Below are 23,654 nucleotides of genomic sequence, written 5' to 3' on the forward strand. Positions count from 1 at the left end.
AGGAGTCACCGTGACAGGCAGCGCGCTCAGCATCGAACGACCCGGGTCGCGCGACGACGCACCGCTGCGGGTCGCCGTCGTCGGAGCCGGCGGCTGGGGCGCCCAGCACGCGCGCATGATCACCGAGCGGGTCGACACCGAGCTCGTGGGCATCGTGGGTCGCACCCCCGATCGCACCGAGGCGCGCGCGGCCGAGTACGGCACGCGCGCCTACACCTCGATCGCGCGCATGCTCGAGACCGAGCATCCCGACCTCGTCACCGTCAGCCTGCCCAACGAAGAGCACTTCGCTCCGACGCTCGAGCTGCTGCGCGCGGGTGTGCCGCTGCTCGTCGAGAAGCCGCTCGTCTTCGACCTCGCAGAGGCCGATCAGTTGCTCGAGGCAGCCGGCGACATCTTCTTCGGCATCAACTTCAACCACCGCTACGCCGAACCCGTGCAGCGGGCGCGGGCGGCGGTGCAGGCCGGCGAGCTCGGCGAGCTCGTGTTCGCGACCTGGCGCTTCGGCGGCGAGGCCAACCGGGGGCCGTCGCCGCACGCCAACCTCATCGAGACGCAGTGCCACGGCTTCGACACGCTCGAGCACCTGTGCGGGCCGATTGTCTCAGTCGCCGCGCAGATGACGACGATGACCTACGGCGCGTTCAGCACGGTGGCCATCGCCCTCGAATTCGCCTCGGGAGCCGTCGGCACCATGCTCGGCTCGTACGACTCGTCGTACGCCTACCCCGACACCCAGCGCGTGGAGCTCAACGGCACGGCGGGTCGCGCGGTCATCCACGACACCGTGCGGGCGCTGACCCTGCAGTCGGTCGGCGACGAGACCGAGCGGGTGTGGCGGCCGGGCTACTTCGACGACGAGGCACGGTCGTTCGAGCGCACTGCCGACCGGCATCTGGATGCTGTGCTCGCAGCCCTGCGCGCGGGCTCACCCCCGCCGATCCCCGCGTCGGCGGGTCGCCGTGCGCTCGAGCTCGCGCACGCGGTGATCCGCTCGCACGAGACCGGGGCCCGCGTGCCGACCACGCCCGCGGCCCCGTAGCCGCCCGTCGCCCGCCGCCGCGTCGCCGTGGCCGCCTCCATCGTCGCCGCCGCCTCCATCGCCGCCGCCGCCGAGCACCGCGGTGCCCGACCCCTACCCGTGCGCCGCTTTTCGCACTGAATGCGACAGTTCGCACGGTTCAACTCGTACGAACTGTCGCTTCCGGTGCGAAGCGCGCACGTGGCGCCCGCCGAGGCACGTCGGCAGCCTCCAGCTTGTGCCTCAGGCGGCGCGGATCTCGCAGATCGTCGCGCACACAGCGGAGCATCCCGTCTCCTGTCGCCCGAATCGCATCCTCGCGTTCCTTCTCCTCGATGACGACCTGCTCTGCGGTGCGACCACCCCACGCTTCGCCCGCTCGGTACTTGAGGCGCCCGTCGAACTCACCCGCGAGGTGAATCGACGGCCACCGAAAGTCGGAGCGGAAGCGCCGCCCGTCGGCGAGCCGATACTCGTGTTGCAGGTCGGGAACTTCGAAGCCGAGCTGATGGATGAGCGTGCGCATCCACGACTCGCCCGGCGACTCCGACCGCCCGTCAGCGAACGCGAGTGCGCGCTCGAGACGAGCCCTGCCGCGCACCAGGGCGAGCGCATCCGCCGCCGCTCGTATCTCCTCGAGAGTCGTCGCAGCCGCGCCGCCGCGCCGCCGCACTCTGATCGCCCAGTCGATCGCCGCGACAGTGCGTGCGAAAGACGAACGCACACCAAGTTCGGCGATCGTGCGCGGCAGATCAGTGACACGTGCCCCTCGATGTTCGACGATGCGGTACCCGTCGTCTGGTGTGGCCCAGTACCTCAGATCGGAGGCTCGACGGGTAGCGCGGTCATCCCACCCCAGCGCAATCACCTCCGGAGAGAACTGGTCTTCAAGGATCGGCACGCCCCAGACCCGCGCTGCGGAGATGCCGCACAGCGGTTGTCGTACGCGCCCTCGAGTGGCGGCGGCAACAGCGCGCAACAGCTCGCGATCTCCGGGGTCGAGGCGCTCGATCACCTCGCGCGGCACGTAGATGCCTCGAACAAGCCGCACGACCTCGCCGTGCCTAGTCGCTCGTTGTAGCCACCGGGCGCGGGACGGATCGTCGACCTCGGCGACGACGATGGCGTGAGCGAGAGCGTCGGCGATGATGTCGGTCATGCCGTGACAATGCCCCGCCCACCGGCCACTGCGCGCGTGAGGCGGCCGAGTGTGCACAGCACCCACCCTCGAGCACCTCCTGAGGGACGCGCGCCCGTACGTCGCACCCTTTGCGACACCTCGCACATGTCAGGCAGTGCGAAGTGTCGCAACTCGTGCGAAGCGACGACGGATGCTCGCGCCGGGCCGCGCGTGCGGCAACGCCGCCCGGGCACGGGCTAGCGGCGGTAGTTGGGCGCCTCGACGACCATCTGGATGTCGTGCGGGTGCGACTCTTTGAGCCCGGCAGCCGTGATGCGCACGAACTTGCCGCGGTTCTTCAGCTCGTCGATCGTGCGACCGCCGGTGTAGAACATCGACTGCCGCAGGCCGCCGAGCAGCTGGTAGACGACCGACGAGACGGGCCCGCGGTAGGGCACCTGGCCCTCGATGCCCTCGGCGATGAGCTGCTCGTCGCTCGGCACGTCGGCCTGAAAGTAACGGTCGCGCGAGTACGAGGTCTTGGTGCCGCGCGTCTGCAGCGCCCCGAGTGAGCCCATGCCGCGGTATGACTTGAACTGCTTGCCGTTGACGAAGATCAGGTCGCCAGGGCTCTCGTCGGTGCCCGCGAGCAGCGAGCCGAGCATCACGGTGTCGGCGCCAGCGACGAGGGCTTTGGCGATGTCGCCCGAATACTGCAGACCGCCATCGGCGATGACGGGCACTCCGGCCGGGCGGGCCGCGAGCGAGGCCTCATACACCGCGGTGATCTGAGGAACGCCCACGCCGGCGACGACGCGCGTGGTGCAGATCGAGCCAGGGCCAACCCCGACCTTGACAGCGTCGGCGCCCGCGTCGATGAGCGCCTGGGCTCCGGTGCGAGTCGCGACGTTGCCGCCGATGACGTCGATGTGCGCGAAAGCTGGGTCGGCCTTCAGCCGCGCGATGATCTCGAGCACGCCGCGGCTGTCACCGTTGGCCGTGTCGACCACGAGCACGTCGATGCCGGCGTCGCGCAGCTGCCCGGCTCGATCCCACGCGTCGCCGAAGAAGCCGATGGCGGCCCCGACCCGCAGGCGTCCCTCGGCATCTTTTGTGGCGTTGGGGTACTGCTCGCTCTTGTCGAAGTCTTTGACGGTGATCAGGCCGTGCAGGCGCCCGGCGTCATCGACGAGGGGCAGCTTCTCGATCTTGTGCTGGGCGAAGATCGCGAGCACGTCGTCTTGATTGATGCCGACGGGCCCGGTGATGAGCGGAGCCTTCGTCATCACATCGCGCACGAGGGTGGAGTCGGCTTCGAATCGCGAGACGAAGCGCATGTCACGGTTGGTGATGATGCCGACGAGCAAGCCGTCGCCCTCGACGACGGGAAGACCGGAGACGCGGAACTGCCCGCAGAGAGCATCCACTTCGGCGACGGTCGCGTCAGGCGTGGTGGTGACCGGATTCGTGATCATGCCCGATTCGGAGCGCTTGACCTTGTCGACTTGCTGTGCCTGCTCGTCGATCGAGAGGTTGCGGTGCAGAATGCCCAAGCCGCCCTGCCGCGCCATGGCGATCGCCATGCGGGCCTCGGTCACGGTATCCATCGCGGCCGAGATGAGGGGCGCGTGAACCCGGATACGGCGGGTCAGCTGCGAGGTCGTGTCGGCCTCGCTGGGAATGACGTCGGTGTGCGCAGGGAGCAGCATCACGTCGTCGTAGGTGAGACCGATGAAGCCGAAGGGGTCGGGCTGGTCCATGACGTCCTTTGCGTCCGGGGTGCTGGAAAGCACGCGCGAAAGGTGGTGCAGATGAACCGGAATGCCACACTGAAGACCGGTACTCGATTCTAAGCGAGTTAGGTCGAAACGTATTCCGTGGCCATAATGGCTGAGCGGTATCGGTCGTCGCCGGAAACACCTCGGCAACAATCGCGCCGTATCGTCACCGTGGACGAATCGGGCCTGCTGGCCCGCTGGGCCCCACCCGCCCTGACCCGAAACAACCTGGAGGTTTCGTGGCACACGCTGCTAGCAGACCAAGTACTCGACACGCATCCCGACGGTTCTCCGCGGTGCTCTTCGCGACCATTGTGGCCGCCCTCACCTTCTCGGCCGTCTCACCGGCTGCCGCCGAAGAGATCGGCCTCGACGAGTACGACAACCGCATCAGCGGCCTCGTCGAACTCGCCGACGAGCCTCTTGCCGACGTGCAGCTCGTCGTTGACGGGCAAGGCTTCCGCGTCGAGGTCGTCTCGGGCGACGACGGCCGCTGGGCCGTGGGCGTTCCCGAGCGGGGTGAGTACACCGTCACGCTCAACGAAGACACACTGCCCGAGGGCATCGCGGTCATCGATGAAGACCTCGAGCAGCCCAACGTGCGCACGATCAACGTGGGCCAGTCGGGTGTCGCGATCGCCAACTTCTTCATCGGGCAGGGCGAGCGCAACACCGTCAGCCTGTTCGACCAGGTCATCGAGCGCATCTTCAACGGCCTCAACTTCGGCCTACTGCTCGCCCTCGCCGCGATCGGCCTCTCGCTCGTCTTCGGCACGACGGGCCTCAGCAACTTCGCGCACGCCGAACTCGTAACCTTCGGCGGGCTCATGGCCCTGCTCTTCTCGATCGGGTTCGGCATACCCATTTGGCTCGCCATTCCGATCGCCATCGCGCTCAGTGCCGCGTTCGGCTGGGTGAACGATGCGGCGCTCTGGAAACCCTTGAGACGCCGAGGCGTCGGCCTGATCCCGATGATGATCGTCTCGATCGGTCTCTCACTCGCGGTGCGCTACGTCTACCAGCTCTTCGTCGGCGGCGACACGCAACAGCTGCCGGGCGCGACAGACACGACCTTCTCGATCGGTGTCTTCGGCCTGTCATGGATCGACGTCGGCAGCATGGTGCTCAGTGTCATCGTGCTTCTCGCCGTCGGCTACTTCCTGCTGCGCACGCGCATCGGCAAGGCGACCCGCGCAGTGAGCGACAACCCGTCGCTCGCGGCCGCGAGCGGCATCGACGTCGACCGGGTGATTCGCATCGTCTGGGTCATGGCGGGCGCGCTCGCCGGCCTCTCGGGCATCCTCTGGGCGTACTTCCGCCCCGGTGTGAGCTGGGACATGGGGTTCCAGATCTTGCTGCTGACCTTCGCCGCCGTCACGCTCGGCGGTCTCGGCACGGCCTTCGGCGCCCTCGTCGGCGCGCTCATTGTGGGCATGTTCGTCGAGCTGTCGACCCTCATCATTCCCTCCGACATGAAGTACGTCGGAGCGCTGGTGATTCTCATCCTGGTGCTGCTCGTGCGGCCTCAGGGCATCCTCGGACGCAAAGAACGAATCGGCTAGGGGCTGACCATGATCGACTGGATCCTTCTCTTCTCCAACGCCGCGCAGGAGATCATTTCTCCGACGACGGCTGCCTACGCGCTCGCCGCACTCGGGCTGGCGATTCACTTCGGCTTCACGGGCCTGCTGAACTTCGGTCAGGCGGGCTTCATGGCGCTGGGCGCGTACGGCTTCGCCATTGCCACGCTGACCTTCGGATGGCCGGTCTGGGCCGCGATCCTCACCGGCGTGGTGGCCTCCATCGTCTTCGCCCTGATTCTCGGCATACCCACGCTGCGGTTGCGGGCCGATTACCTCGCGATCGTGACGATTGCGGCGGCGGAGATCGTGCGGCTGCTGTTCACGACCAACACGTTCGTCGACGTGACGGGCTCTGCCAACGGCCTGCAGGGCTACAAGGGCGGGTTCGCCGCGCTCAACCCGATTCCCGAGGGCACCTACGGCTTCGGCCCGTGGGTCTACAACGAGTACGACTGGTGGGTGCGTATCTTCGGCTGGGGCCTCGTCGCCCTCGCTGCTTTCATCACGTGGCGCCTGTTCAAGAGCCCCTGGGGCCGTGTCATCAAGGGCATTCGTGAAGACGAGGATGCTGTGCGCGCGCTCGGCAAGAACGTCTACTTCTACAAGATGCAGTCGCTGGTCATCGGCGGCGTGTTCGGCGCCCTGGCCGGCATGATCTTCATCCTGCCTCGCGCCGTGGTGCCCTCGAACTACCAGACGTCGCTGACGTTCTTCATCTACGCGATCTTGTTGCTGGGCGGTGCCGCAACGGTTTTCGGCCCGATCATCGGCTCGGTCATCTTCTGGGTGCTGCTGTCGTTCTTCTCGGGCTTCATCGCTCGCGCGGTCGAGGTCGGATGGCTGCCGTTCCTGTCGAACGTTCAGGCTGGTCAGCTTCGCTTCATCCTGGTGGGCGTCGCGATCATGCTGATAGTCATCTATAGACCACAAGGAATCTTCGGGAACAAGAAGGAGCTGGCCTTTGTCAAGTAGCGCTGGCGCCAACGGCGCCCCGATCAAGTCAGTCGACCTGCACGTCGGTGAGGCAGCTCCCGGTGTCAAGAAGGTCGATCCCATCATCGTCGCCGACCACATCAAGCGCAGTTTCGGCGGCTTGACGGCGGTCGATGTCGAGCACCTCGAGATTCCGCGCGGCGCGATCACGGCCCTCATCGGCCCGAACGGCGCCGGTAAGACCACGCTCTTCAACCTGCTGACGGGCTTCGACAAGCCCGACACGGGCGAGTGGACGTTCGACGGGCAGGGCATCTCGGGCATCCCCGCCTTCAAGGTGGCCCGCAAGGGCCAGGTGCGCACCTTCCAGCTCACCAAGGCCCTCGGCCTGCTGACCGTGCTCGACAACATGAAGCTCGGAGCAAAGGGCCAGAGCGGCGAGAACCTCGCCCGCGCGCTGTTCCCGTGGTTCTGGCGCAAGCAAGAGGCCGAGATCGAGGCGCGTGCGCTCGAGCTGCTCGCGCGCTTCAAACTCGACGAGAAGAAGAACGACTACGCGGCCGGGCTCTCGGGCGGGCAGCGCAAGCTGCTCGAGATGGCCAGGGCCCTCATGAGCCAACCGACGTTGGTCATGCTCGACGAGCCGATGGCCGGCGTGAACCCGGCGCTGACCCAGTCGTTGCTCGACCACATTCTCAACCTCAAGACCGAGGGCATGACCGTGCTCTTCGTCGAGCACGACATGCACATGGTGCGTCACATCGCCGACTGGGTCGTCGTGATGGCCGAGGGCAAGGTGGTGGCCGAAGGCGACCCGCACGAAGTCATGGCGAACCCCGCGGTGATCGACGCCTACTTGGGCTCGCACCACGACTCAGACCTGGGCGATCTCGACACCGGAGTGATTTCTGCGATCAAGGAGCTGGCCGATGACGACGCCGACGAACACAAGCACTGAGGCCGCCGTGACGAACGAGACGCGCGACGTCGTCGTGCACGTCGACAATGTCACTGCGGGCTATCTGCCGGGCATCAACATTCTCGAAGAGTGCTCGCTCACGGCCTATGACGGCGAGCTCATTGGCATCATTGGCCCTAACGGCGCTGGCAAGTCGACGCTGCTGAAGTCGATCTTCGGCCTGGTGAAGGTGCGTCAAGGCACCATCTCGCTCTACGGCGACGACATCACCAACATGAAGGCCAACAAGCTCGTCGCCAAGGGCGTCGGCTTCGTGCCGCAGACGAACAACGTCTTCCCGACCCTCACCATTCAAGAGAACCTCGAGATGGGGCTCTTCCAGAAGCCGAAAGAGCTCACCGATCGCCTCGCGTTCGTCGTGAGCATCTTCCCCGAGCTCGGCAAGCGTCTCGGTCAGCGCGCTGGCTCGCTCTCGGGCGGAGAGCGACAGATGGTGGCGATGAGCCGCGCGCTCATGATGAGCCCCGAGGTCATCCTGCTCGACGAGCCGAGCGCCGGCCTCTCGCCGGTGCGGCAAGACGAGGCGTTCTTGCGCGTGAAAGAGATCAACAAGGCGGGCGTCACGACCATCATGGTCGAGCAGAACGCCCGCCGCTGCCTGCAGATCTGCGATCGGGGCTATGTGCTCGACCAGGGCACCGATGCCTATACCGGCACGGGCCGTGAGCTGCTCAACGACCCCAAGGTCATCGGTCTGTACCTCGGAACCCTCGGGCAGGAATAGAAGCCCGCAGAACGGCGCACACGGCCCCGCAGAGCCACTCGGCTCGGCGGGGCCGTCGTCGTCGGCGGTGCGGGATGCTCGGCGGGGCCGTCATCGTCGGTGCGGGGATGCTCGCCGCACGCCGGGCGCACGAAGAAGGGGCCCCGACCGAAGTCGGGGCCCCTCTCAGCTGCAGCTAGTCGTGACTAGTTGATGCGGCTGAAGGTGTTGTCGGCAGCGTACTGGTAGATGCCGATGGTCGCCTCAGTGGGGTCGCCGTTCTCGTCGAACGTGATCGGGCCCGAAGGACCGTCGTAGTCGACAACGCCGCCGTCGAGGATGATCTGCGCGGCCGACGCGAAGTCGGTCGCCTTCTCACCATCGCCGGAACCACCCGAGACCTCCTGGAGCTTCGACGCGATGTCGACGCCCTCAGTCGAGCCGGCGGCGAGAGCCGCGAGCGCGAGCAGGATGACCGTGTCGTACGACTCGGCCGAGTACGCGAACTCGGTCAGGTCGGGGTCGACCTCGAGCAGGCGGTCACGGAAACCGTCTGCCAGTGCCGGGCCGGGCAGCGTGCCCTTGGCGCCCTCGACGAGGCCGGGCTCGAAGTCCTCGGTGTAGTTCGCGAGGTTGCCATCGACGAAGTACAGCTGGCTTCCGGGGTAGCCGGCGCCCACGAGTGCGGGCACGACGACCTTTGCCTGGTCGAAGGTGATGACGGCGATCGCGTCAGGAGCGGCTGCGGTCAGCGCGGAGACCTGAGCGTCGAAGCTCGTGTCACCCTCGTTGAACAGCTCCTCGGCGACAACCTCGCCACCGGCAGCCTCGAACGTCGCGCCGAGCGCGGCCGCGAGGCCGGTGCCGTAGGCGTCGTTGAGAACGAGCATGCCAAGCGTGGCAGCGCCGTCTTCGGCGATCAGGTTGCCGAGCACCTCGCCCTGCAGCAGGTCGCTGGGGGCGGTGCGCCAGTAGAGGCCACCATCGTCGTAGTTCGTGAAGTCAGGCGAGGTGTTCGCCGGCGAGAAGTGCACAACGCCCGCACCGGTGATCTGGTCGATCACGGTGAACGAGACGCCCGACGACGCTGCGCCGACGATGGCCGTGACGTCCTGCGAAAGGAGGTCGGTCACCGAGACGGTGGCGGTGTCGGTCGTGGTGTCACCCGAGTCGCGGTAGATGGCCTCAACCGTGATGCCGAGGTCGGCTTCGTTGATCTCTTGCACGGCAAGAGCAACGCCTGCCTCCTCCGGCGGGCCGAGGAACGCCAGCGCGCCACTCTGCGGGAGGATGGTGCCGATCTTGAGGGTCAGCTGCTCGGCGGGACCGGCCGGCTCTTCGGGCTCTGCCGTCGCGCAGGCACTCAGAACGAGTGCGCTGGCACCCACGATGGCAATGCCACCGAGGATGGACGAGAGAGAACGAGAGCGGCGGCCTGAGCCGGAAGTGAATACGCTCATGTTGCTCCTTGCGTTGAAAGGTGTTCAGGAAGAGGCCGCGCAGAAGCACGGCCGTCTTGCCACCGTACGGTGCCCAGACTCCATTCACAACTCATTCGGGTTACATCCCTGTAACACCCGGAAATGCGCGGTGGGTGACTCTCTCGCGACGATTTCCGTGCTTAGGCCCGGCAGTGCACGACGAATTCCGTTGCTCTCGCGCGCGCGTCTACTCGCCGAGCGTGACCGCGCCCTCCGGCTGCGGTCGGTTGTCGGCGTCGTAGCGCAGCAGACTCAGGGTGGCGGAGACGACATCGCCCGCGTCATCAAGTCCCAGCTCGCCCGAAAGCCCGTCGTAGTTGATCGTGCGGCCGTTGAGCAGAGCGTCAAAGCACTGGCCTGCGCTGGTGCAGACGACCTCACCACCCGTCACCTCGGCGACGGCGCGGCCGATCGACGAGCCTCCGTCATCGTCGGCGACCGTCGCCGCGAGGGCAGCCAGCACGACGGCGTCGTAGGTCTCCGGGGCGAAGCGCAGCACCCGCAGTCGGGGGTCTGACTGCAGCAGACGTGCGGTGAGCTGCTCATCGACCTCAGCCCCCGTGCGCACTCCGGCAGCGCCCTCGAGCACTCCCGCCTCGAGCGATGCCGAGTAATCGGCAGTCGTCGCGGAGGTGAACCAGAGCCGGTCGCCCGGCACTCCGCGCTGCACGATCGCGGCGACGAGTTCGGCGACCTGAGCGCTCGCGAGGCCTGTTGTCGCCAGCACGACCGCATCGGGCTCGCCCGCTGCAACGCTGAACGACAGCCGCGCGGTGCTCGAGGCGGCGTCGGCGCGCTCCACCGCGGCAAGCACGGTCGACGACCCGGCGAGCGCCGCGCGGGCCGCGTCGACGACCGACTGGCCCTGAGCATCCGACCCCGCGACGAGCGCGACCGTCTCGACACCGCCGTCGACAACCGACTGCATGATCGCCACCACTTCGCGATCGACGGCGGGAACGGTGCGCAGCAGAGAGCCACCGGGCTCGGCCGAGCGTGCCGTCGGGCTCGCGGCGGCCGTCGCGATCACGGCGACGCCAGCCTCGTCAGCCAACGGCAGCAGCCGTTCGAGCAGCACGGGCGAGGCGGGGCCGATGACGACATCGACGCCGCGGGCGACAAGGTCGGCGAAGCCCGACTCGAGCCTCTCGTCGTCCGCTGCGCCCGCGTCGCGATAGAAGGTCTCGACCTGGGTGCCGAGCACTCCGCCGGCCGTGTTGACATCGCGCACGGCGACCTCGATGGCGGCGATCATGCCGGCGCTGATGCTCGAGACATCGCCACTCATCGACAGCAGGGCACCGATGCGCAGCACGCCATCGCCCGTAGGACCGACGCTCTCGGTCGCTTTCGGCGTGGGAGTCGGCAGCGGGCGCGGCTCGGCGCACCCGGCCAGCAGCATCGGCACAACGACGCACGCGGCGGCGACAACCGGCAAACGCATCATGAGGCTGCTCCTTGCTGCTGACCGACGATACGGGGGCACCCTATCTCTCTCGCTCTAGGCTGAAGCGGTGACCGCGCCGTCGCCCCGTCAACTGACCGCAGCGTTCTCGCGCCTGAGCGAGGCGAGCGCGGCGGCCCTGCTGGCGACGAGCCACGGGATCGCAGCGGCGCATATCGAGCGCTTGGCGACCGAACGCGACGACAGCTTCTGCGTCGACACCGAGCGCGGCTCCCTCGTCGCGAAGTTCGCCCACCCCCTCGACGACCCCCGTTCGCTGCTCGATCAGGTCACGGTGCTCGAGACTCTGTGGCATGACCACGCCGACCTGCCGGTGCAGCGCGTGCTGCCCGGCCTCGATGGAGAGCTCGTGCACCGGGTGATCGACGATGCCGGCCAAGCGCGATCGGTGCGCGTGCTCAGCTATCTCGACGGCGAGCTGCTCGGTGCGCGCACTCGCTCGCTCGCAGACCTGCATGCACTCGGAAGCTTCCACGCCCGCTTCGCCTCGGCGGTCGCCTCCATCGGAGACGCCGACCCCACGCTCACGGGGTCTGAGACAGCGTGGAATCTCACGCAGTTCGAGCTCTACGCCCCGCGCGCCGACGACCTGGCCGACGGGCCGCTGCGAAACGACGTTCTTCGGGTGCTCGACGGCGCGCGTCGTACGGTGCTGCCGCGCCTCGACACCCTCCCCGCCGTGCTCGCCCACAACGACCTCCATGGCGACAACGTGCTGGTGTCTGCTGAGCCCTTCGCGGTGACGGGCGTGCTCGACTTCGGCGACATGACGCGCACCCCGCGCGTCGCCGATCTCGCCGTCGCCGCCTCGTACGCGCGGGGTCGAGCGCCGTCGACGGTCGAACCGTGGGGCGCCGCGAAGGCCTACGTCGCCGGCTTTGCGGCCGTGCAGCCGCTCACCGATGACGAGCGCGCGCTGCTGCCCGAGCTGGTGCTGCTGCGCCTCGCCCAGCGTGGAATCCTGAATTCGGCGATCGCCGCCGCGAACCCGGCCGCCGCGGACTACGCGAGCCGCAACCTGAGCGCCATCGCTCGAGATCTTCGCGAGCTCAGTGCGAGCATCCCGAGCACGATCGGAGCCCCCGCATGATCGAGAACGAGCCCATGATCGGCCCTGCCACCTACTTCAGACCCGAGCACCGAGCGGCCCTCGACCCGCGCACCCGCGCACTGGTCGACCGGCGCGAGGCGGTGCTCTCGCCCGGCTACCGGCTGTTCTACGACCACCCGATCGAGTTCGTGCGCGGCAGCGGCACCAAGCTCTACACGCGCGACGGCGACGAGTATCTCGATGTCTACAACAACGTGCCCTCGGTGGGGCACTCGCACCCGCGCGTGACGGCCGCCATCGCCGAGCAAGCTGCCTTGCTCAACACTCACACGCGCTACCTGCACGAGGGTCTCATCGACTACGCCGAGCTGCTGCTCGACTCATTCACCCACGGGCTCGACACCCTCACGCTCGTCTGCACCGGCTCCGAGGCCAACGACCTGGCCCTGCGCGTCGCGAAGCAGGCCACCGGGCACCGCGGCATCGTCGTCACTGAGAACGCGTACCACGGCGTCACGACCGAGATCGCGGCGATCTCGCCTTCGCTCGGAGGCACCGACTCGCTCGCGCCGTGGGTGCGCACCGTGCGGCCTCCGGTCGACGACGGTGCCGTCATGGTGGCGGATGCCCGCACCGCGATCGCCGAGCTGCGGGCCGCGGGCCACGGTGTCGCCGCGCTCATCGTCGACACGGCGTTTGCGAGCGACGGGTTTCTCGCGCCCTCGCCCGGCACGCGCTCGGCCCTGGCCGAGGTGCAGAGGCTCGTGCACGCCGCGGGCGGAGTGCTCATCGCCGATGAGGTGCAACCCGGCTTCGGACGACTCGGCCAGCGCAGCGGCGAGCCGGGACTGTGGGGTTATCGGCACCACGACCTGACGCCCGATCTCGTCACGATCGGCAAGCCCATGGCCAACGGGCTGCCCGTCGCCGCACTCGTCGCTCGGCGCGAGCTCATGAGTGCCTTCGGCGAGCGGGTGCGCTACTTCAACACTTTCGCGGGCACGCCCGTCTCGGTCGCCGCTGCCCGCGCCACGTGGCAGGTGCTGCACGACGAGAACCTGCCCGAGCATGCGGCCACCATCGGCGCCGAGTTGCTCGCGCGTCTGAGCGAGCTCGTGCAGCAACACGATCGCCTGCGAGCCGCGCGGGGGCAGGGGCTCTATCTTGCCGTCGATGTCGTCGATCGCGAGACGGGTGCCCCCGACGCGCAGGCTGCAGTGGCGATCGTGAGCGCGCTGCGCGAGAGGCGCATTCTGATCAGTGCATCGGGGCGCGACAACGCAGCACTCAAGTTGCGCCCTCCGCTGCCGTTCTCGCGCGCCGACGTCGATCGGTTCGCGACCGAGCTCGACGCCGCCCTGCGCGATCTCGACTGAGCGCGGCTAGACCGTCTGCACCGGTACGGTGTCGAGCGGCACGGCACGACGCTCGCGAATCGCCCGGCGGCGCTGCACGACGGCCTCGGTGCTCAGCACGATGAGGGCCAGCCAGACCAGTGCGAAGCCGATCCAGCGCTCGAGCGGCATGGGCTCTTGCAGCACGGCGACGCCGAAGACGAACTGCAGCAGCGGAGCGAAGTACTGAATGAACCCCATGACGCTGAGCGGCAGCCGTCGAGCGGCGGCGGCGAAGAGCAGCAGCGGCACGGCCGTGACCACCCCGGCAAGACTCAGCAGCACGCCGTGCGCGAGCCCCTCCTGCCCCGCGGTGATGCCTCCCCCGGCGAGCTGCACCCAGACCAGCGCGCCGATCGCGGCGGGCACGAGCCACGCGGTCTCGAGAGTGAGACCGCCGACTGCCGACACCCGGCCGCCCATGCGGTTCTTGAGAAAGCCGTAGAGCCCGAACGAGAACGCGAGGGCGAGCGAGATGTAGGGCGGCTGGCCGTAGCCAATCGCGAGCACCAGCACGGCCACGACACTGATGCCCACGGCCACCCACTGGCCGATGCGCAGCCGCTCGCGCAAGAAGAGCACGCCGAGCGCTATCGAGACGATCGGATTGATGAAGTAGCCGAGAGCAGCCTCGACGACGAAGCCGTTGGTCGATGCATAGACGTAGACGAGCCAGTTGATGGCGATGAGGATGCCGGCCACGAGGCTCAGCAGCATGATGCGCCGGTCACGCAGCAGCGCGGCGAAGGCCGGAAACGCGCGCGTGAGCAGTAGCAGCACGAGGCAGAAGACAAGCGAGAGCACCACGCGCCAGGCCACGATCTCGAGCGCGCCGCTGGGGCTCAGCAGCAGAAAATAGATCGGCAGGAAGCCCCAGAGGCCGTAGGCCGAGACGGCGAGCGCGAGCCCCGACGACGATAGACGGTTCTCTGGCACAGGCTCACTGTAGCCGCGCGCGGAGGGCGCTCTTCACCGTCAGCAACGCACGAACCCCCGGTCTCGCCAGAGGCGAGCCGGGGGTTCGACGAGCTGCGGGTCGACTAGCGGACGACGACCGCGAGAACGTCGCGCGCCGACAGCACGAGAAACTCGTCGCCGCCGTACTTGACCTCGGTGCCGCCGTACTTCGAGTACAGCACGCGGTCGCCGACGGCGACATCGATCGGCACGCGGTTGCCGTTGTCGTCGATGCGGCCGGGGCCCACGGCGACGACCTCGCCCTCCTGCGGCTTCTCTTTGGCGGTGTCGGGGATGACGAGACCCGACGCAGTGGTCTGCTCTGCCTCGACCTGCTTGATGACGATGCGATCTTCGAGCGGCTTGATGCTGACCGACACGGTTGACCTCTTCTTTCTTACGACGATGAGGGGGTTGGCACACTCGACGTGCGAGTGCCAGGTCTACTGTACCCAAGCGGTTAGCACTCACGCAATCCGAGTGCCAACGACGGTCAGCACGGCAGGTGGCATCATCGGGGGATGGATGCGAGCGAACTGCGCGAACTGCTCACGCCCGAGGCGCTGCAGCTGCTCGACAGCCTCGAGCCGAGCGACGACCTGAGCGGCGCCGTGGCACTCGTCTCGCGCCTGCGTCGCGCCGGGCATCCGGCCGCCAGGGTCGCCGCCGTGCTGACGCAGTACCGGCTGCGTCGCCGCGCGGTCGCCAAGTTCGGCCCGTTCGCCGAGCGGATGCTCTTCACGCCCGACGGCCTCGAGCAAGCGTCGCGGCTCACGGTCGCAGCCCTTCACGCTGGTCGCTTCTCGGCAGCCGGTCTCGAGCACATCGCCGACCTCGGCTGCGGCATCGGCGGCGACGCCATGGCGATGGCGGCGATCGACCTGCGGGTCACGGCCGTCGAGCGCGACGAGGTCACGGCCGCGATCGCCGCCTACAACCTTGCGCCGTGGGACTCGGCGCGCGTCGTGCACGGCGACGCTCTCGAACAGTCACTCGACGGCATCGACGGCATCTGGCTCGACCCTGCACGGCGCGACGGGGTCTCACGGCTCACCTCGCCCGACGACTGGTCACCGAGCCTCGATCAGGCGCTCGCCCTCGCCGCCCAGCGACCGGCGGGCATCAAGCTCGCTCCTGGCATGCATCGCGACCTGTTGCCCGCCGGGCTCGAAGCGCTGTGGATCTCGGTCGACGGCGACGTCGTCGAGCTCGTGCTCTGGTCGGGTGTCTTGGCCCGACCCGGGGTGGCGCGGGCCGCGCTCGTGCTGCGCGGCGACCAGCCGCCCGCCGAACTACGGGCCGAGGCCGATTCTGCCGACGTCGAGGTCGGCGAGCTTGGCGACTACCTCTACGAGCCCGACAGGGCCGTCATCCGCGCCCGGTTGATCGGTGATCTCGCGCGCAGCCTCGGGGGGCGGATGCTCGACGAGACCATCGCCTACATCACCGCCGACCGGCTCGAGCCGACGCCGTTCGCCCGAGCGTTCCGCGTGCTCGAACGCTTTCCGCTCGACGAGAAGCTGCTCGCGCGTGAACTCGCCGCCCGTGGCATCGGCACGCTCGAGATCAAGAAGCGGGGCATCGACATCGACCCGGCGAAGTTGCGCCCGCGCCTCAAGCTGCGCGGTGATGCCTCTGCCGTGCTGGTGCTCACCCGCATCGCGGGCACCCGCACGGCGCTGCTCGCCGAACGCTGCGACTGATCGCGCGGTCGATCGCGCTCGTGGCCGCTAGAAGCCCCCGGTGAGACCGCCGGTGACCCCGACCGCACCGACCGCGATCCACACCAGCAGCAGCGGCACGAGAATGATGAGCGCCCAGAGCACCGAGATGGCGACGCCGACGTAGCCGGTGACAAGACCGCCGACGGCCATGCCGCGCGCGTGCGGCTCGCGCTTGAGCGCGATGTGCCCAAGAATCACTCCCGCGATCGCCGGCAGAAGCCCGACGAGGAAGAGCGAGAGCACGAGCCCGATGACGCCGAAGACGAGCGACAGCACGCTCAGCGTCGACGGCTGAGCAGCGGGAGCGCCCGCGTAGGGGCTGGGCACGACGCCGGGCGGCGGGGCGACCGGCGGTGCCGCATAGGGGTTCGGTCGGGCGGGCTCGACCGCTGCCATGCCGGCGGCGGGCGGCGGGGCGACCGCGGGAGCACCAGCAGGCGAATCGGCCTTCGCGGCGGCAGTCGTCGTCGGGGCCTTCGGTGACGTTGCCGGCTTCTGGGCAGCGGGAGCCTTCTGGGCAGCGGGGGCCTTCTTGGCGGCAGGGGCCTTCGCGGCCGCCGACTTCGCCGCTGCGGCGGGCTTCGCGGCCGCGGTTCCGGGAACCGGGGCGCCAGCCTCGCCGTCAGGAGCCGGCGGGGGCGGAGGAACAGTCGATCGGGCCACAAGAACTCCTTTATCTCACGCGGGCGGCGGGGCGTCGATGCACCCCGATGCTGCCCCCAGCGTATCGACCGGCCCTTGGCTCAGGCCGTGAGCCCCCGGAGGGTTGAGAGGAACACGCCCCAAAACACGAACCAGGCGACCGTGCCGACCCAGCCGATGATCGTCGCCGCGAGCGCCATGCCGCGACCGGGCTCGCCGGTCTGCGCGATCTGCCGCAACGTGAGGTGGCCGAGCACTGCCCCCGCGATCGGAACGAGGATGGCGAGGATGAGCGCGACCGGTGCCAGGCGGTTGGTGGGGCGAGCTGCGGTGTCGTCGGTCATCGTGGGCATGCCGTTCGGGTCGAGGACGATCGGTGGGTCGCTGAAAGGATACGGGCCCGCACTCCGGTTTCACCGTGAGTGCGGGCCCGAGAGACCGATCGTCTAGTTGACGGTCAGGTTGCCCGTCGATGCAGCGATGCCGAAGATGCTCGCCCAGAAGATGATGACGAGCAGGCCGACGAGCAGGCCGAGGTAGCCGAGGATCAAGCCGGCGATCGCAAGGCCGCGCCCACCCTCGCCCGTGCGCTTGATCTGGCCCAGGGCGATGTGGCCGGTGATGACCGCGCCGAGGGAGATGAAGAACGCGAGCACGAGCGAGATGATCGCCATGGTGTTCGTCTTGGGGCCGGCGGGGGCCGAGGCGTAGGGCGTGGGCTCCGGTGCGGGGGGCGGCGGGGTGACGTCAGACATGAATTCTCTCCAGTACGGCTGAGGGCTGCGCCCGAGCGGGCACGGCCCCTATCGTTTCAGCGTCACCCCAGGGTGTCAACGACTCACCACGGGGAGTTCAGAGCGCTCACGCCTGAATGATCGTGACCGGCAGGGTCGAGTCGGCGCTCACGTCGAGCGGCGACGGCGGGTGGCCCGAAGCGATGAGCTGCGCAGCGAGTGCGGCGATCATGGCGCCGTTGTCGGTGCAGAGCGACAGGGGCGGGATGCGCAACGCTACGCCCTCGGCGGCGCATCGCTCGGCGGCGAGGGCTCGCACCCGCGCATTCGCCGCGACTCCCCCTCCAAGCAGCAGTCGGGGCACGTCGAGGTCGCGGCAGGCTGCAACGGCTTTCGCAGTGAGCACATCGGCGACCGCTTCGCGAAACGAGGCGGCGATGTCGGCCACCGGCACCGGCTCGCCCGCATCCCGCAGTTTCTCCACGTGCCGGGCGACGGCGGTCTTGAGGCCCGAGAACGAGAAGTCATAGCGGTGCCGCTCAAGATCTTTCGGCAGAGTGAGCCCGCGGGGAAACCGCACGGCGGCAGGGTCGCCCTCGGATGCCACCCGGTCGATGTGCGGCCCGCCGGGGTACGGCAGACCGAGCAGCCGCGCGACCTTGTCGAAGGCTTCGCCCGCGGCGTCGTCGATCGTCTCGCCGAGCAGCTCGACATCGCTCGTGAGGTCGCGCACGAGCAGCAGCGACGTGTGGCCGCCCGACACCAAGAGCGCGATCGTGGGCAGCTCGATCTCGCCTTCGCCTTCAGCACGCAGCACATCGGCGCCGACGTGACCGACGAGGTGATTCACCGCGTAGAAGGGCTTGTCGAGAGCCACCGCGAGCGCTTTCGCCGCGCCCACCCCGACCATGAGGGCGCCCGAGAGGCCGGGGCCGCTCGTGACGGCGATGGCATCGATCTCGGCGAGCGTCACCTCAGCCTCGGCGAGCGCCTGGCGCAGCGCGGGCTCGATCGCCTCGAGATGGGCGCGCGCGGCGACCTCGGGCACGACGCCGCCGAACCGCGCGTGCTCGTCCATCGACGATGAGATGACATTGGCGAGCAGCGTCGTGCCCCGCACGATGCCGATGCCCGTCTCGTCGCAGCTCGTCTCGATGCCGAGCACGACAACACTCATGACCCCACCTCGAACCGCATAACGATGGCGTCGACGTCGTCGGGCTGGTAATACCGGGGGCGCACGGCGATCGCGGTGAAGCCGTTGAGCTCGTAGAGCCGCTGGGCGCCCGGGTTGTCGGCCCGCACTTCGAGTAGCACGTCGACAACCCCGCGCGACTGCGCCAGTGCCAGCAGTTGCCGCAGCAGCACACGGCCAATGCCGAGCCGTCGGTGGGTCGGGTCGACCGCGATGGTCTGAATGTCGGCCTGCTCAGACCCCGCCGGTGCGCTCAGACCGGCATAGCCCACGAGCACGCCGCCCGACTCGGCGACCAGGTACTGCGTGCTCGGCGAGGCGAGCTCGGCGGCCATGACGTCGCGGCTCCAGGCGTCGGTCGCGAAGGTCTCTGTCTCGAGTCGCATGATGGCGTTGAGGTCGCCGAGGTCGGCATCGCGGATGACGACGTCGTTCATCAGCTCACCCGCTTGGGCGTCGAGAGCGTGACGTCGGGCTGGCGCAGGTAGAGCGGCCGCGGCGAGAGCGGCGCGACACCGGCAGCCATGCGCGCGAGAGCTGCGTGGGCGAGCGGAGCGGCGGGAATCTCGGTCACCTCGTAGGCCGCAACGCCCTCCTCGGGCACCCAGTCGATGCGCGGCACCAGGTGCGCGGGCTCGATCTCGCGCGGCAGCGGAAGCGCCGCGCTGTATATGGTCACGGCCACTTCGCGACGACGCGCATCCGTCACGATGCTGAAGCGGCCCGCCGCCACTCCGCCCTCGACGAGCGAGAGCGCGACAGCATCGTGGCTGGGCACGGCATGCAGCGGGATTCCGCGCGCGAACGCGACCGCCCGCGCGGCCGCGATGCCGACGCGCAGCCCCGTATAGGGCCCTGGGCCGATGCCCGTGACGACTCCCGTCAGCGGCGTCGAGCCCTCGGCCGCGAGCACCTCGGCGAGAAAGGGGCCGATGACCTCGGCATGCCGGCGGGTGTCGGCGGTCGAGCGCTCGGCGAGCACGCGGCCATCGTCGGCGACGAGCGCGACGGCGGTGCCCGCCGAAGTGTCAATCGCCAGCAGCATGCAGCCAGCCTAGGTCGCTCCAGCGCGGGCCGACGCCCTCGATCGTGACCGTGCGGGGCTCGATGGGCTCGGTCGCTTCCCCGACCGCGTGCGCGGTCGCGCCCGTCGGTCGCGCGATCGTCACGGCGAGCCACTCGTCGACGAGGTGCTCGATGAGCCCGGCACCCCACTCGACGACCACGATCGACTTCTCGAAGTCGAGATCGAGATCGTCGAGCTCTTCGGCTCCGCTGAGCCGGTAGGCGTCGACGTGCACGAGTGGTGCACCCTCGGCGCGCGGATGGGTGCGGGCGAGCACGAAGGTCGGGCTCGTGACCGTGCCTCGCACTCCGAGCGCGTCACCGAGACCGCGGGTCAAGGTCGTCTTGCCGGCGCCGAGCTCGCCCGTGAGCAGCACGACGTCGCCCGCCGTGAGGCCGGCAGCGATCGCCGCGCCGAGGCGGGCCATCGACTCGGGGTCGGTGATTGTGAGAGTGATGGTCATGGGCATCAACCGAGAGTGCGGTGCACACGTCGGCCGAGACGCGTCACGAGCTCATAGGCGATGGTGCCGGCCGCATCGGCCCACTCATCGACGTGAGGGTCGCCCTGCGCGGGGTCGCCCCACAGCACCGCGCGGTCGCCGACCGCGACGGGGGCATCGCCGGCGTCGACGACGAGCTGGTCCATGGCGATGCGACCCACGACGCGTAGCAGGGCATCACCGATGCGCACGGGCGCGTCGACGGCCGCCCGCGGCACGCCGTCGGCGTAGCCCAGCGGCACGAGCGCGAGCGTCGTCGCCGCGCTCGTGCGATGCCGGTAGCCGTACGAGACCCCGCTGCCGGCCGGCACACGCTTGACCCCGACGACCTCAGAACTCAGCCGCATGGCGGGCCGCAGCGGCACCACACCGCGCAGGTGCGGCTCGGGAGCGATGCCGTACAGGGCGATGCCGAAACGCACCATGTCATAGCGCGCGGCCGGGTGGTCGAGAGCACCCGCCGACGCGGCGAGATGACGGATGCCCGGGTCGAGCCCGACGCTGCGCACAGCATCCAGAAATCGCTCGAAGGCGGTGATCTGCGCCCGATCGTCGTCGGCCGACGTGTTCGAGAGATGGCTGAAGACGCCCTCGAGGCGCACACTGCCGTCGGCGACCGCCGCCGCGAGCCGCTCGACGACCGGGCCCCAGTCGGCCTCGGCCACGCCGTTGCGGCTCAGACCCGTGTCGACCTTGAGGTGCACCGCCGTACGGTGCCCTGCGCGGGCGACCTGCTCGAGCTGCGCGAGCGAGCTCAGCCCGATCGCGATGCCGGCCTCGGCAGCAGCAGCCGCATCGATCACCGGCCCGTGCAGCCACGCGAGCACGGGAGCGTCGATGCCGGCCGCGCGCAACTCGAATGCTTCGTCGAGATCGGCGACGCCGAGGTGGTCGAAGCCTGCATCGAGCACCGCATGCGCCACCGTGATGGCGCCGTGGCCGTAGCCATCGGCCTTGACGACCGCCATGGCGTGCCGCGTCGCGACGCGCTGCCGCAGCAGTGCGGCGTTCGCGCCGATCGCCGCGGCAGAGATGCGTGCTTCGCGCAGCGGTGAGCTCATGATTCGGCCACCACGAAGGCGATCGCGACCCCCGCGTCGTGCGAGAGCGAGACGTGCAGCGAGGCGATGCCGCGCGCCGCGACGATGTCGGCGACCCGCCCGGTCACGACGAGGTCGGGGTTGCCCTCGGCATCGCTCACGATGCGCATGTCGTGCCATCGTGCGCCAACCGTGTCGCCCAGGGCCTTCAGTAAGGCCTCTTTCGCCGCGAACCGGCTCGCGAGCGACCGCAACGGCAGCGAGGCCTCGTCCGTCGTGAACAGGCGGTCGCGCAGGCGCGGCGTGCGGTCGAGCGCGCGCTCGAACCGAGCGAGGTCGACGATGTCGACTCCCACGCCCACGATCGCCATGCGCCTCGACCGCCCTCTCGTCGTGCGACTACTCGACCGTGACCGACTTGGCGAGGTTGCGCGGCTGGTCGACGTCGAGACCCTTCGCCGCAGCAAGCTCCATGCCGAAGATATGCAGGGGCACGACCGCGAGCAGCGGCTCGAAGAACGGTGAGGCGAGCGGAATGCGAATCACCTCGTCGGCGTGCGGCAGCACCGCGACGTCGCCCTCTTCAGCGATCGCGATGACCCGGGCTCCGCGAGCCCTGATCTCTTGGATGTTCGAGACGACCTTCGCGTGCAGCGAGCTTGGGTCACGCGGGCTCGGCACGATCACGAACACCACCTGCCCGGGCTCGATGAGGGCGATCGGCCCGTGCTTGAGTTCTCCGGCGGCGAAGCCCTCTGCGTGAATATAGGCGAGCTCTTTGAGCTTGAGCGCGCCCTCGAGGGCTACCGGGTAGCCGACGTGGCGGCCCAGGAAGAGCACCGAGCGGGTGTCGGCCATCCAGTGCGCGAGCTCGGCGATGCGCTCTCCCGTTGCGAGCACCGACGCGAGCTTCTCCGGCACGGCCTGCAGCTCGACGACGAGCTCGCGAGCCTGCTCGGGGCTGAGGGTGCCGCGCACCTGGCCCAGTTGCAGGCCCAGCAGGTAGATCGCGGTGATCTGCGCGACGAAGGCCTTGGTCGAGGCGACCGCGACCTCGGGGCCGGCGTGCGTGTAGACCACGGCGTCAGACTCGCGCGGAATCGTCGCACCCTGGGTGTTGCAGATCGACAGGGTGCGGGCGCCCTGCTCTTTCGCGTACTTGACCGCCATGAGCGTGTCCATGGTCTCGCCCGACTGGCTAATCGAGACCACGAGGGTGTTCGGCGACAGCACCGGCTCCCGGTAGCGGAACTCGTGCGCGAGCTCGACATCGACGGGTACGCGCGCCCACTTCTCGATGGCGTACTTGCCGACCATTCCCGCATAGGCGGCGGTGCCGCACGCGATGATGACGACCCGGTCGATGCTCGCGAGCGCGCCCTCGCCGAGGGCGACGACCTCGGGCAGGTCGACGAGACCGTCGTGCACACGGCCGAGAATGGTCTTCGCGACAGCCTCGGGCTCTTCGCTGATCTCTTTCGCCATGAAGCTCGACCAGCCGCCCTTCTCGGCGGCCGAGGCATCCCAGTTCACCTCGAAGGTGCTCGGGGTGACCGGCTGACCGGCGAAGTCGACGACGTCAACACTGTCGGGGCGGATGGTGACGAGCTGGTCCTGCCCGATCTCCATCGCGCGGTGTGTGTACTCGACGAAGGCGGCGACGTCGCTGCCGAGAAAATTCTCGCCCTCGCCGAGCCCGATCACGAGTGGCGAGTTTCGGCGAGCGCCGACGACGACGTGGGGTTGGTCGGCGTGCACGGCGAGCAGGGTGAAAGCGCCCTCGAGACGGTTGACGACCTGCAGCATCGCCGTGGTCAGGTCGCCCGTCTCGCGGAACGCGTCGCCCACGAGCAGTGCGGCGACTTCGCTGTCGGTCTCAGAGCTGAACTCGTGCCCACTCGCGAGCAGCTCGGTCTTGAGCTCGGAGAAGTTCTCGATGATGCCGTTGTGAATGAGCGCGAGCTTGCCCCCGTCGCCGAGGTGCGGGTGGGCGTTCTCGTCGGTGGGCCCGCCGTGGGTCGCCCAGCGCGTGTGACCGATACCGGTCTGGCCGTCGGTGAGCGGCGACGCATCGAGATCGGCGCTCAGAATGCCGAGCTTGCCCGCGTGCTTACGCGTATCGAGGTGCCCGGCGTCGTCGATGACGGCGACACCCGCCGAGTCGTAACCCCGATACTCGAGTCGCTTGAGACCGCCCAGCAGCACCTCGACGCTGCCCCGGGTTCCGACATACCCCACGATTCCGCACATAGCCGACCATTCTAGGGCTCGCGCCCCGGCGGGCCG

The 23,654-nt window shown here is 68.8% G+C and carries 24 protein-coding genes; 8 read left to right on the forward strand and 16 right to left on the reverse strand.

What is annotated here, in order from left to right; genetic code table 11:
- Window positions 1–10 precede the first annotated feature (10 nt).
- On the forward strand, window positions 11–1,042 hold the full coding sequence (locus KL788_RS07440) for a Gfo/Idh/MocA family protein (RefSeq protein WP_293169951.1): 1,032 nt from the start codon (window positions 11–13) through the stop codon (window positions 1,040–1,042).
- Window positions 1,043–1,181: 139 nt separating this feature from the next.
- Here the strand turns inward: KL788_RS07440 and KL788_RS07445 are convergent, their stop codons facing one another.
- Together KL788_RS07445 and guaB are read right to left on the reverse strand one after the other, a co-directional pair.
- Window positions 1,182–2,180 (reverse strand): hypothetical protein, encoded by a 999-nt coding sequence (locus KL788_RS07445; protein WP_293169953.1) that lies wholly within the window; start codon window positions 2,178–2,180, stop codon window positions 1,182–1,184.
- A 218-nt stretch (window positions 2,181–2,398) separates the two neighbouring features.
- A complete protein-coding gene (guaB, locus tag KL788_RS07450; RefSeq protein WP_293173237.1) occupies window positions 2,399–3,901 on the reverse strand; it encodes an IMP dehydrogenase in 1,503 nt (500 codons plus the stop codon).
- A 314-nt stretch (window positions 3,902–4,215) separates the two neighbouring features.
- On the opposite strand from guaB, the gene KL788_RS07455 reads away from it, so the two are divergent.
- The 4 genes from KL788_RS07455 to KL788_RS07470 are packed head-to-tail and all read left to right on the forward strand — an operon-like array spanning window position 4,216 to window position 8,138.
- On the forward strand, window positions 4,216–5,481 hold the full coding sequence (locus KL788_RS07455; protein ID WP_293169955.1) for a branched-chain amino acid ABC transporter permease: 1,266 nt from the start codon (window positions 4,216–4,218) through the stop codon (window positions 5,479–5,481).
- A gap of 12 nt (window positions 5,482–5,493) precedes the next feature.
- Window positions 5,494–6,474 (forward strand): branched-chain amino acid ABC transporter permease, encoded by a 981-nt coding sequence (locus KL788_RS07460; RefSeq protein WP_293173240.1) that lies wholly within the window; start codon window positions 5,494–5,496, stop codon window positions 6,472–6,474.
- Window positions 6,464–7,393 (forward strand): ABC transporter ATP-binding protein, encoded by a 930-nt coding sequence (locus tag KL788_RS07465; protein WP_293169957.1) that lies wholly within the window; start codon window positions 6,464–6,466, stop codon window positions 7,391–7,393. Before KL788_RS07460 ends, KL788_RS07465 begins: the two co-directional genes overlap by 11 nt.
- On the forward strand, window positions 7,365–8,138 hold the full coding sequence (locus KL788_RS07470; protein WP_293169959.1) for an ABC transporter ATP-binding protein: 774 nt from the start codon (window positions 7,365–7,367) through the stop codon (window positions 8,136–8,138). The genes KL788_RS07465 and KL788_RS07470 overlap by 29 nt, the downstream gene beginning before the upstream one ends.
- A 185-nt stretch (window positions 8,139–8,323) precedes the next feature.
- Here KL788_RS07470 and KL788_RS07475 read toward each other — a convergent pair whose 3' ends face one another.
- Both KL788_RS07475 and KL788_RS07480 read right to left on the reverse strand, forming a co-directional pair.
- Window positions 8,324–9,577, reverse strand: coding sequence for an ABC transporter substrate-binding protein (locus KL788_RS07475; RefSeq protein WP_293169961.1), 1,254 nt, complete (start codon window positions 9,575–9,577; stop codon window positions 8,324–8,326).
- 208 nt (window positions 9,578–9,785) lie between these two features.
- A complete protein-coding gene (locus tag KL788_RS07480) occupies window positions 9,786–11,045 on the reverse strand; it encodes an ABC transporter substrate-binding protein (protein ID WP_293169963.1) in 1,260 nt (419 codons plus the stop codon).
- A 67-nt stretch (window positions 11,046–11,112) separates the two neighbouring features.
- Between KL788_RS07480 and KL788_RS07485 the strand changes: the two genes are divergently transcribed.
- Together KL788_RS07485 and KL788_RS07490 are read left to right on the forward strand one after the other, a co-directional pair.
- Window positions 11,113–12,153, forward strand: coding sequence for a phosphotransferase (locus KL788_RS07485; protein WP_293169965.1), 1,041 nt, complete (start codon window positions 11,113–11,115; stop codon window positions 12,151–12,153).
- Window positions 12,150–13,490: an aspartate aminotransferase family protein gene (locus KL788_RS07490; RefSeq protein ID WP_293169967.1), complete on the forward strand. Its 1,341-nt coding sequence runs from the start codon at window positions 12,150–12,152 to the stop codon at window positions 13,488–13,490. The genes KL788_RS07485 and KL788_RS07490 overlap by 4 nt, the downstream gene beginning before the upstream one ends.
- Before the next feature lie 6 nt (window positions 13,491–13,496).
- Here KL788_RS07490 and rarD read toward each other — a convergent pair whose 3' ends face one another.
- Together rarD and groES are read right to left on the reverse strand one after the other, a co-directional pair.
- The gene (gene rarD / locus KL788_RS07495; protein ID WP_293169969.1) at window positions 13,497–14,444 is read right to left on the reverse strand and encodes an EamA family transporter RarD; all 948 of its coding nucleotides are present in this window, start codon (window positions 14,442–14,444) and stop codon (window positions 13,497–13,499) included.
- 104 nt (window positions 14,445–14,548) lie between these two features.
- Complete coding sequence (groES, locus tag KL788_RS07500) at window positions 14,549–14,845, reverse strand: co-chaperone GroES (RefSeq protein ID WP_293169971.1); 297 nt, start codon at window positions 14,843–14,845, stop codon at window positions 14,549–14,551.
- 141 nt (window positions 14,846–14,986) lie between these two features.
- On the opposite strand from groES, the gene KL788_RS07505 reads away from it, so the two are divergent.
- A complete protein-coding gene (locus tag KL788_RS07505) occupies window positions 14,987–16,168 on the forward strand; it encodes a class I SAM-dependent methyltransferase (protein WP_293169973.1) in 1,182 nt (393 codons plus the stop codon).
- A gap of 27 nt (window positions 16,169–16,195) precedes the next feature.
- Here the strand turns inward: KL788_RS07505 and KL788_RS07510 are convergent, their stop codons facing one another.
- From KL788_RS07510 to glmS, 10 genes are all read right to left on the reverse strand, one after another.
- Window positions 16,196–16,852 carry a DUF4190 domain-containing protein gene (locus KL788_RS07510; protein WP_293169975.1) on the reverse strand — a complete coding sequence of 219 codons (657 nt, stop codon included), beginning with the start codon at window positions 16,850–16,852 and terminating at the stop codon, window positions 16,196–16,198.
- An 80-nt stretch (window positions 16,853–16,932) separates the two neighbouring features.
- Window positions 16,933–17,184 carry a DUF4190 domain-containing protein gene (locus tag KL788_RS07515; protein WP_293169976.1) on the reverse strand — a complete coding sequence of 84 codons (252 nt, stop codon included), beginning with the start codon at window positions 17,182–17,184 and terminating at the stop codon, window positions 16,933–16,935.
- Between the two features lie 93 nt (window positions 17,185–17,277).
- Window positions 17,278–17,586: a DUF4190 domain-containing protein gene (locus tag KL788_RS07520; protein WP_293169978.1), complete on the reverse strand. Its 309-nt coding sequence runs from the start codon at window positions 17,584–17,586 to the stop codon at window positions 17,278–17,280.
- Between the two features lie 106 nt (window positions 17,587–17,692).
- The gene (gene tsaD, locus KL788_RS07525) at window positions 17,693–18,742 is read right to left on the reverse strand and encodes a tRNA (adenosine(37)-N6)-threonylcarbamoyltransferase complex transferase subunit TsaD (RefSeq protein ID WP_293169980.1); all 1,050 of its coding nucleotides are present in this window, start codon (window positions 18,740–18,742) and stop codon (window positions 17,693–17,695) included.
- Window positions 18,739–19,197 carry a ribosomal protein S18-alanine N-acetyltransferase gene (gene rimI / locus KL788_RS07530; RefSeq protein ID WP_293169982.1) on the reverse strand — a complete coding sequence of 153 codons (459 nt, stop codon included), beginning with the start codon at window positions 19,195–19,197 and terminating at the stop codon, window positions 18,739–18,741. Before rimI ends, tsaD begins: the two co-directional genes overlap by 4 nt.
- On the reverse strand, window positions 19,197–19,805 hold the full coding sequence (gene tsaB / locus KL788_RS07535) for a tRNA (adenosine(37)-N6)-threonylcarbamoyltransferase complex dimerization subunit type 1 TsaB (RefSeq protein WP_293169984.1): 609 nt from the start codon (window positions 19,803–19,805) through the stop codon (window positions 19,197–19,199). The genes rimI and tsaB overlap by 1 nt, the downstream gene beginning before the upstream one ends.
- A complete protein-coding gene (gene tsaE, locus KL788_RS07540) occupies window positions 19,789–20,289 on the reverse strand; it encodes a tRNA (adenosine(37)-N6)-threonylcarbamoyltransferase complex ATPase subunit type 1 TsaE (protein ID WP_293169986.1) in 501 nt (166 codons plus the stop codon). The genes tsaB and tsaE overlap by 17 nt, the downstream gene beginning before the upstream one ends.
- 5 nt (window positions 20,290–20,294) lie before the next feature.
- Window positions 20,295–21,389, reverse strand: coding sequence for an alanine racemase (alr, locus tag KL788_RS07545; protein ID WP_293169988.1), 1,095 nt, complete (start codon window positions 21,387–21,389; stop codon window positions 20,295–20,297).
- Window positions 21,386–21,739: a holo-ACP synthase gene (locus KL788_RS07550; RefSeq protein ID WP_293169990.1), complete on the reverse strand. Its 354-nt coding sequence runs from the start codon at window positions 21,737–21,739 to the stop codon at window positions 21,386–21,388. Before KL788_RS07550 ends, alr begins: the two co-directional genes overlap by 4 nt.
- A gap of 28 nt (window positions 21,740–21,767) precedes the next feature.
- On the reverse strand, window positions 21,768–23,618 hold the full coding sequence (glmS, locus tag KL788_RS07555; protein ID WP_293169992.1) for a glutamine--fructose-6-phosphate transaminase (isomerizing): 1,851 nt from the start codon (window positions 23,616–23,618) through the stop codon (window positions 21,768–21,770).
- Window positions 23,619–23,654: the final 36 nt, after the last annotated feature.

It is taken from the genome of Microcella sp., assembly GCF_019739195.1.
GTDB lineage: Bacteria > Actinomycetota > Actinomycetes > Actinomycetales > Microbacteriaceae > Microcella.